The following is an 8,075-nucleotide window of genomic DNA, read 5'->3' on the forward strand; positions in this document are numbered from 1 at the left end:
CCCCCCGCCGTCCACGCTCCGGGACGCCGACGCCGCCGACTTCGTCACCGCGGCGCTCCCCCGGATCGCCGTGCTGCCCGGCGTCCGCGTCGACACCGTGGGCACCGCCCCCGACTACCGGGTGCTGCACGACGCCCCGGTGCTCACCGTCACGGCCCAGCCCAGCGAGCGGACGGACTGGTTCGACCTGGGCGTCACCGTCACGATCGACGGCCGCACCGTGCCGTTCGGCCCGCTGTTCGCCGCGCTGGCCCAGGGGCGCCGGCGGATGCGCCTGGTCGACCACACCTACTTGTCGCTCGACCACCCGGCGCTCGAGCCGCTGGCCGCGCTCGTCGCCGAGGCCCGCGAGCTCGCCGAGTGGGAGACCGGGCTGCGGGTCAGCCGGCACCAGACGAGCCTGTGGGCCGACCTGGCGGAGCTGGCCGACGAGGCCGAGGCGCCGGACGCGTGGCGCGGGCTGCTCGCCGAGGCCGCCGGGGACGCCCCGGCGCCGGTGCCGACCCCCGCCGGGCTGCGCGCCCAGCTCCGTCCCTACCAGGCCGAGGGGTTCGCGTGGCTGGCGTTCCTCTGGCGGCACCGGCTCGGCGGGATCCTGGCGGACGACATGGGGCTGGGCAAGACCCTGCAGACCCTGGCGCTGCTCCAGCACGCCGTCGACGGGTGGGAGCCGGGTGAGGAACGCCGCCCGTTCCTCGTGGTCGCGCCGACGTCGGTGACCCCGAACTGGGTGGCCGAGGCCGCACGGTTCACGCCGGGCCTGACGGTGCGCCGCGTCGAGGCGACCCAGGCCGCCGGACCGACGCCGATCGCCGAGGTCGCCGCGGGCGCCGACGTCGTCGTCACGTCCTACGCCCTGCTGCGCCTGGACGCCGACGCGTACCGGGCGGTCGGCTGGGCCGGGCTCGTCCTCGACGAGGCGCAGCAGGTGAAGAACCCGTCGTCCCGCGTGCACCGCGCCGCGAAGGACCTGGGCGCGCCGTTCACCGTCGCGCTCACCGGCACCCCGGTGGAGAACTCGCTCACCGAGCTGCACGCGCTGCTCGACCTCGTGACCCCCGGCCTGCTGCCGCCCGCCGCCACGTTCGCGCTGCAGTACGTCCGCCCGATCGAGGACGCGCACGCCGGCATCACCACCGGGCCCGGCGCGGGCGACGTCCCGGAGTCGGCCGCCCGGCTGCGTGCCGGCCGGCTCGAACGCCTCCGCCGCCGGATCCGGCCGTTCCTGCTGCGCCGCACCAAGGACCTCGTCGCCGCGGACCTGCCCGAGAAGCAGGAGCAGACGCTGACGGTCGCCCTCGACCCCGTGCACCGCGACGTCTACGACCGCTACCTGCAGCGCGAGCGGCAGAAGGTGCTCGGCCTGATCGAGGACCTGGACCGGCAGCGGTTCATCGTCTACCGGTCGCTGACGCTGCTGCGGATGCTCGCCCTGGACGCCTCGCTCATCGACCCGGCACTGGCCGGCAGCCCGTCCGCCAAGCTCGACGCGCTGCTGGAGCAGCTGGACGACGTCGTCGCCGAGGGGCACCGCGCGCTCGTGTTCAGCCAGTTCACGTCGTACCTGGCCCGCGCGGCCGACCGGCTCGACGCCGCCGGCGTGCCGTACGTGTACCTGGACGGGTCGACGACCCGGCGCGGCGAGGTGGTCGACGAGTTCCGCACCGGGGACGCGCCCGTGTTCCTGCTGAGCCTCAAGGCGGGCGGCACCGGGCTGAACCTCACCGAGGCCGACTACGTGTTCCTGCTCGACCCGTGGTGGAACCCCGCCGCCGAGCAGCAGGCCGTCGACCGCGCGCACCGGATCGGGCAGGACCGGCCGGTGCTGGTCTACCGCTTGATCGCCGAGGACACCATCGAGGAGAAGGTCGTCGCGCTGCAGGCGCGCAAGGCCGCGCTGGTGGACGCCGTGCTGGACGACGGCGACCTGTTCTCGACCGCCCTCACCGCCGACGACCTGCGCGACCTCCTGGGCTGATCAGGGTCGCGCGGACGACCCGCGGCCGTCCGCGGCGACCAGGCCGAGGTAGTGCGCCAGCGCGTGGTCGACCTGCGCCATCGCGTCCCGGCCGAGGTAGTCGACCGGGTCGGCGGACAGGTAGTCGACGTCGACGGTCCTGATCTGGTCGACGAGCACCCGCGTCGGGCGGCCGAGCACCTCGACCTCGGGTCGGGACAGCGCTGGCTGCGCACTGGTCGAGGTGGGCGCGACGGTGGCGACGGACCAGCTCAGATCGGTGGGCGAGAGGACCACGGCGTAGCGGCGACCACCCTGCTCGTGCCCGCGCGGTGCACCGAGGTCGACACGGTGCACCGCCCCGCGGATCACCAGGCGTCCGGCTCGTCGGCGAGGTTCTCGTCCCGCAGCCGGTCGGCGTCCCGGCGCATCTGCTCCAGCCACCGCTCGTGGTCGAGCAGGCGCAGCGCACGCCGGATCGTGTCCGTCGTGCTCTCGCCCGCCGCTGCCGCGGCCGCGAGGATCCGCTCGTCCTCCGGGCTCGGTCGGAAACCGATGGTGCGCGTCGCCATGACGACGAACCTACGCCGGTGTTGCACATCTGTTCAACACGCTCCCCGCGCCGGTCCGTCGGCGCTGTGGTGGAGTGACCCCGTGCTCCACCGATCCGACGACCCCTGGCACGTCCGGCAGTCCCGCCTGGACCTGCACCACCCCGCGGCCGCCGCCTCCGTGCTGACGCTGTCGAACGGCTACCTCGGCGTGCGCGCCGTGCCCGAACGACCCGGGCACGGGCTGGGACCGGGCACCCTGCTCGCGACCGTCTACGAGGAGGTGCCGCACACCTACGCCGAGCGCGCGTACGCCTACCCGGCGGTCGACGAGGTGCTCGTCCCGGTGGTGGACGCGTGGGCGCTCGGCTGGGCGGTGGACGGCGACCCGGTCGACGCGCCCCCGGCCGACATGCCCCCGGCCGAGGAGGACGGGCCCCGGCACGACACGCCGCACGACGACCGGGTCCTCGACCTGCGCCGCGGCGTGCTCGACCGCGAGCAGCGCTGGACGGCCCCCTCGACCGGCGCCACCGTCACGCTGAGCTCCCGCCGGCTCGTCCCGCTCACCCGGCGCGGGGTCGTCGCGACCCGGTGGCGGCTGCGGGCCGAGGCCGACGTGACGCTGACCGCCCGCCCGGTCCCGGGCTGCGGGCACGCGGACGCGGGGCCGGCGCAGGAGCCCGGGGTGCGGACGCTGACCTGCCGGCACGACCCCGAGGGCTCCGCCGTGCACCAGCGCGCCGAGCGGTCCGGCCGCGAGGTGGTGGTCCGCACGGCGCACGAGGTGACCGCCGAGGACGGGGTCGCGGCCACCTGGTCGACCGACGACCCGCACGGCGCGGTGCTGACCGTCGACCTGCGCGCCGGCCAGTCGGTCGAGGTCGTCGTGCTCGCGGCGTACGCGGGCGGGTCCGACCCGGAGGCGCTGCACACCCAGGCGGACGCCGAGCTGCGCGCCGCCCGCGCGGCCGGCTGGTCGGGGCTGCGGCACGAGCAGGAGACCGAGCTGGCGGGCGTCTGGGCGCGGGGCGACGTGCTGGTGGCGGGCGACGACGAGCTGCAGCAGGCGGCGCGCTACGCGCTGCTCCAGGTCGTGCAGGCCTCGGCGCAGGCGGACGGCGCCGGCATCCGGGCCAAGGGGCTGGCCGGGACCGGGTACCACGGGCACACGTTCTGGGACTCGGAGTGCTTCGTGCTCCCCGTGCTCGACCACGTGCTGCCCCGGGCGGCGGCGGACCACCTGCGCTGGCGGCACGCCACGCTCCCGCAGGCCCGCGCCCGGGCCGTCGAGCTCGGCCTGCCGGGCGTCACGTTCCCGTGGCGGACGATCAGCGGCCGCGAGTGCTCGGGGTACTGGCCCGCCGGGACGGCGGCCTTCCACGTCAACGCCGGCATCGGCATGGCCGCGGCCCGGCACGTGGCGGCGACCGGCGACGAGGTCTTCGACCGGGACGTCGCCGTCGACCTGCTCGTGCCGACCGCCCGGCTGTGGGCGGGCCGGGGGCACCACACGCCCGACGGATTCCGGATCGACGGGGTCACCGGCCCGGACGAGTACACCGCGGTCGTCGACAACAACACGTACACGAACCTCGTCGCGCGGGAGAACCTCCGGGCCGCCGCCGACGCCTGCGAGCGGCACCCGCAGGTCGCCGCGCGGCTCGGGGTGACCGCGACCGAGCGCGCCGAGTGGCGCCGCGCGGCCGACCGGATGATGGTGCCGCACTCGGCCGAGCTCGGGGTCACCGAGCAGCACGAGGGGTTCACGCGGCGCGCCCCGTGGGACTTCACCGCCCCCGAGAACACCCGGTACCCGCTGCAGGAGCACCACCCGTTCGTCGAGATCTACCGGCGGCAGGTCACCAAGCAGGCCGACCTGGTGCTCGCCCTGCACGTCGCCGCCGACGACATCCCCGTCGAGCAGAAGCGCCGCGACTTCGCGTACTACGAGGCCATCACCGTGCGGGACTCCTCGCTGTCCGCGCCGGCGCAGGCCGTCGTCGCCGCGGAGGTCGGGCACCCGGACCTCGCCTACGCGTACGCCCGGGAGTGCGCGCTGATCGACCTGTCCGACCTGCGCGCGTCGAGCGCCGAGGGGCTGCACGTCGCGGCGCTGGCCGGCGCGTGGACCGCGCTGGTCGTCGGGCTGGGCGGGCTGCGGCAGCGGGGCGACGCGGTGCACCTGACGCCGCGGCTGCCCCGCCGGCTCACCCGGATCGCGTTCACGGTGCTCCAGGCCGGCGCCCGGGTCGAGGTCGACGTGCGGCAGGACGTCGTCGCCTACCGGCTGCTGTCCGGCGAGGAGGCGCGGCTCACCCACCACGGCGACCCGGTGCACCTGACGACGGCGGCCCCGGAGCAGGAGCGCCCGCAGCCGCCCGCCGAGCACCACCCCAGCCCGCCGCAGCCGCCGCACCGGCACCCGGTGTTCGACGAGACCTGACCGCCGAGGTCGTCGGTCCCGCCCCCGGGACCGGCGTGTCGCACCGCGTGCCGGGGCACGACCGACGACCTCGGCGCGCGCGGGCTCAGCGCAGGTAGGCCGCCGCGGCCGCGCGGACGGCGGCGCCCGTGCGCTCGAGCGCGGCCGTCCGCACGGTCCACTGCTGCCAGTGCAGGGTCACGTCGACGTGCCGCCCGGGGTCGAGGTCGACGAGCGTGCCGTCCGCCTCCCCCGCGCTGGCGTCCGCGTCGGGCAGCATCCCCCAGCCCAGGCCCAGGCGGACCGCCGTGGTGAAGTCGGCGGAGGCGGGCACGTGGTGCCGCGGCGGCAGCGCCGGGTCGGCGCCGCGGCCGCGCAGGTAGCGGTCCTGCAGGTCGTCCTTGCGGTCGAACACCACCAGCGGGGCCGTCGCGAGCCCGGCCGGCGTCGGGCCGTCCGGCAGCAGCGCCGCCGCCCGGTGCGCCGCGACCATCGGCCGGTACCGCAGCACCCCGAGCCGGTGCGAGGTGCAGCCCTGGACCGGGCGGGCGGCGGTGGTGATCGCGGCGACCACGGTGCCCTCGCGCAGCAGGTCGGCGGAGTGGTCCTGGTCCTCGCGGTGCAGGTCGAACACGATCTCGTCCGCGAGCGGCGCCAGCGCCGGCAGCACCCAGGTGCCGAGCGAGTCGGAGTTCACGGCGATCGGCAGCACCGGCCGGCCGGAGGTGGCGCCGGCGGTGACCGCGGCGTGCGCCTCGTCGGCCAGGGCGAGCAGCTGGCGCGCGAGCCGGAGGTACACCTCGCCGGCCGCCGTCACGCCCGCGGGCCGCGTCCGCCGGACGAGCACCTGCCCGACGGCGGTCTCCAGCGCCCGGATCCGCTGGCTCACCGCGGACTGCGTGAGGTGCAGGGCGACGGCGGCGCCCTCGAACGAGCCCTCGTCGACGACGGCGAGCAGGGCGCGAAGCTGCGGGAGGTCGACGTCGGCCATGCGGGGACCCTACCGAGGACCGCCGGGCCCGGGCGGGCCGGAGGTCCCATCAGCCACGCTGATGCACCACCACTATCAGTCGTTGGACTGATGTCGACCCGGCGCCCTACCGTCGGCCCGTGCCCACCTCCCTCGCCGCCGTCCTCACCGGCCTCGCCTTCGGCCTGTCGCTGATCGTCGCGATCGGCGCCCAGAACGCGTTCGTGCTCCGCACCGGCCTGCGCCGGGTGCACGTGCTGCCGGTGGTCGCCGTGTGCGCGCTGTCCGACGCGGCGCTGATCGCCGCCGGGGTCGCCGGTCTCGGGACCCTCGTCGACCAGCACCCGGCCGTGCTGACCGTGGCGCGGCTGGCAGGCGCGGCCTTCCTGCTCGGGTACGCGGTGGTCGCGGCGCGGCGGGCGCTGCGTCCCGCCGGGGCCCTGACGACGGAGGACGCGGACGCCGCCGCCCCCACCCGGGTGTGGCCCGTGGTCGCGACCTGCCTCGCGCTGACCTGGCTCAACCCGCACGTGTACCTGGACACGGTCGTGCTGCTCGGGTCGGTGGCGGGCACGCACGGCGCGGACCGGTGGTGGTTCGGCGGCGGCGCGGTGCTCGGCAGCCTGCTGTGGTTCACCGGCCTCGGGTACGGGGCGCGGCTGCTGCGGCCGCTGTTCGCCCGGCCCGGCGCGTGGCGGGTGCTCGACGGGGTGATCGCGCTGGTGATGACGGCGATCGCGCTCAGCCTGCTGCTGGGGCTGTGACCGCCCGGCTCAGGCCGCCGCGGCCCGGCGCCGGCGCACCAGAGCCGTCACCCCGTAGATCGCCACGACGACCGCGACCAGCCCCGCCGTCGAGAGCAGCTGCCCCCGGGCGGACCCGTCCGCGAGCATCAGCACGACGAGCCCGGCCAGCGCGGCGAGCGTCGCCCACGTCAGCCACGGGTAGCCCCACATCCGCAGCGGCAACCGCTCGCCGCGCTCCCGGGCCTGCGCCTCGAGCCGGGGCCGCAGCCGGAGCTGCGCGACGGCGACCAGCACCCAGACCACCAGCAGCGCCGCGCCGACCGCGTTGAGCAGGATGCCGAGCAGCGTGTCCGGCAGCGCCCAGTTCAGGCCGACGGCGACGACGCCGAACGCCACCGACACCAGCACCGCGACCCACGGCACGTCGCGGCGGGACACCCGGCGCAGCAAAGCGGGGCCGTCGCCCCGGCCCGCCAGCGAGTACGCCATCCGGGACGTCGCGTACACGTTCGCGTTGAACGCGGACAGCAGCGCGATGACGACGACGGCCTCCATCAGCCGCGCCGCGCCCGGCAGCCCGGCGACGTCGAGCACCGCGACGAACGGCCCCTGCTGGAGCACCGGGGCGTCCCACGGCAGGACGAGCACCATGATCGCGACCGAGCCGACGTAGAACAGCAGGATCCGCCACAGGATCGTGCGGGTGGCCCGGCCGACCGCGCGCTGCGGGTCCCGCGCCTCGGCGGCGGCGATCGTCACGATCTCGATGCCCCCGAACGCGAACACCACCACCAGCAGGCCCGCCGCCACGCCACCGACCCCGGCCGGCGCGAACCCGCCGTGGCCGAGCAGGTTGGTGGTGCCGACCGGGTCGGTCCCCGGCAGGAGGCCCAGCACCAGCAGGACGCCCAGCACGAGGAACACCACGATCGCGGCGACCTTGACCAGCGCGAACCAGAACTCGAGCTCGCCGAACTTGCGGACCCCCGCCAGGTTCGCCGCGGCGAACACCGCGACCACCACCAGCGCGACCGCCCACTGCGGCACGCCCGGCAGCCAGCCGGTGACGATCCGGGACACGCCCGTGACCTCGGCGCCGAGCACCATGATCAGCGTGAACCAGTAGACCCAGCCGAGCGTGAACCCGGCCCACCGCCCCAGCGCGTGCTCGGCGTACACGGAGAACGACCCGCTCGCGGGGAGCGCGGACGCCATCTCGGCGAGCATCCGCATCACCAGGACGACGAGCACCCCGGCGATCGCGTAGGACACCAGCACCGCCGGGCCGGCCGTGGCGATGCCGACGCCGCTGCCGAGGAACAGCCCGGCGCCGATCGCGGAGCCGAGGCCCATCATCGTCAGGTGCCGGGTGCGCAGACCCTGGCCGAGGTGGTCCCGGGCGCCCTCCGGCGCGGCGGCGGGGTCG

The 8,075-nt window shown here is 76.2% G+C and carries 7 protein-coding genes; 3 read left to right on the top strand and 4 right to left on the bottom strand.

Annotated features, from left to right (window positions below; translation table 11 throughout):
* On the top strand, positions 1-1,978 hold a 1,978-nt coding region (locus tag G6556_RS15065), incomplete at its 5' end, for a DEAD/DEAH box helicase (protein ID WP_166943111.1).
* On the opposite strand, the gene G6556_RS15070 is transcribed toward G6556_RS15065, so the two are convergent.
* Both G6556_RS15070 and G6556_RS15075 read right to left on the bottom strand, forming a co-directional pair.
* Positions 1,979-2,401 carry a type II toxin-antitoxin system PemK/MazF family toxin gene (locus tag G6556_RS15070; RefSeq protein ID WP_346774929.1) on the bottom strand — a complete coding sequence of 141 codons (423 nt, stop codon included), beginning with the start codon at positions 2,399-2,401 and terminating at the stop codon, positions 1,979-1,981.
* Entirely contained in the window at positions 2,326-2,529 is a 204-nt protein-coding gene (locus G6556_RS15075) for a hypothetical protein (protein ID WP_166943116.1), read from the bottom strand. Before G6556_RS15075 ends, G6556_RS15070 begins: the two co-directional genes overlap by 76 nt.
* Before the next feature lie 82 nt (positions 2,530-2,611).
* Between G6556_RS15075 and G6556_RS15080 the strand changes: the two genes are divergently transcribed.
* Positions 2,612-4,954, top strand: a complete 2,343-nt coding sequence (locus G6556_RS15080) for a glycoside hydrolase family 65 protein (RefSeq protein WP_205693546.1) — start codon at positions 2,612-2,614, stop codon at positions 4,952-4,954.
* A gap of 85 nt (positions 4,955-5,039) precedes the next feature.
* Here G6556_RS15080 and G6556_RS15085 read toward each other — a convergent pair whose 3' ends face one another.
* Entirely contained in the window at positions 5,040-5,924 is an 885-nt protein-coding gene (locus G6556_RS15085) for an ArgP/LysG family DNA-binding transcriptional regulator (RefSeq protein WP_166943122.1), read from the bottom strand.
* A 119-nt stretch (positions 5,925-6,043) separates the two neighbouring features.
* Here G6556_RS15085 and G6556_RS15090 point away from each other — a divergent pair, with 119 nt between their 5' ends.
* Positions 6,044-6,667, top strand: coding sequence for a LysE/ArgO family amino acid transporter (locus G6556_RS15090; protein WP_166943125.1), 624 nt, complete (start codon positions 6,044-6,046; stop codon positions 6,665-6,667).
* Between the two features lie 9 nt (positions 6,668-6,676).
* On the opposite strand, the gene G6556_RS15095 is transcribed toward G6556_RS15090, so the two are convergent.
* Entirely contained in the window at positions 6,677-8,005 is a 1,329-nt protein-coding gene (locus G6556_RS15095; protein ID WP_166943128.1) for an amino acid permease, read from the bottom strand.
* Between the last annotated feature and the right edge of the window lie 70 nt (positions 8,006-8,075).

The sequence above is a fragment of the Cellulomonas sp. IC4_254 genome (genome assembly GCF_011603975.1).
In the GTDB taxonomy this organism is placed as follows: domain Bacteria; phylum Actinomycetota; class Actinomycetes; order Actinomycetales; family Cellulomonadaceae; genus Cellulomonas.